The sequence below is a fragment of the Streptomyces durhamensis genome (genome assembly GCF_000725475.1).
Taxonomy (GTDB): domain Bacteria; phylum Actinomycetota; class Actinomycetes; order Streptomycetales; family Streptomycetaceae; genus Streptomyces; species Streptomyces filipinensis.
The window spans coordinates 1-393 of record NZ_JNXR01000131.1; the positions used below are offsets into that span (position 1 = coordinate 1).

Sequence of the window (393 nt, forward strand, 5' to 3'; positions counted from 1 at the left end):
GGGGAGACCGGGCCGAAACACATCGCGAGTAGAGGCGTCATGAACACGAATCGCTGCAGCTGATGAGGGGCGTCTACCTCGCTCAGCTGAGCGCGCTACACGATCTGCTCGGCCAGATGTGCGATTTGGCCGGAGAGGCGATAGCCAGATCGACACATGCGCTGTTGCGTGCCGATCTCGCCGTGGCCGAAGAGGTCATCACCGACCACGAGCAGATCGTCCGGATGTCTGCTGACGCCGAGGAACGCGCCTTCGCGCTGCTGGCGCTGCAGGCTCCGGTGGCAGGCGACCTGCGCGCGATCGTCTCGACGTTCCAGATCGTGGCCGACGTCGACCGGATGGGCGCCCTTGCGCTGCACGTGGCCAAGGGGGCCCGGCGCCGCCACCACCCCG

General features: G+C 67.2%; 1 protein-coding gene. It reads left to right on the top strand.

Annotated elements, in window-relative coordinates; all coding sequences use genetic code 11:
- Window positions 1-62: 62 nt before the first annotated feature.
- On the top strand, window positions 63-393 hold a 331-nt coding region (locus IO33_RS0142105), incomplete at its 3' end, for a PhoU domain-containing protein (RefSeq protein ID WP_031174351.1).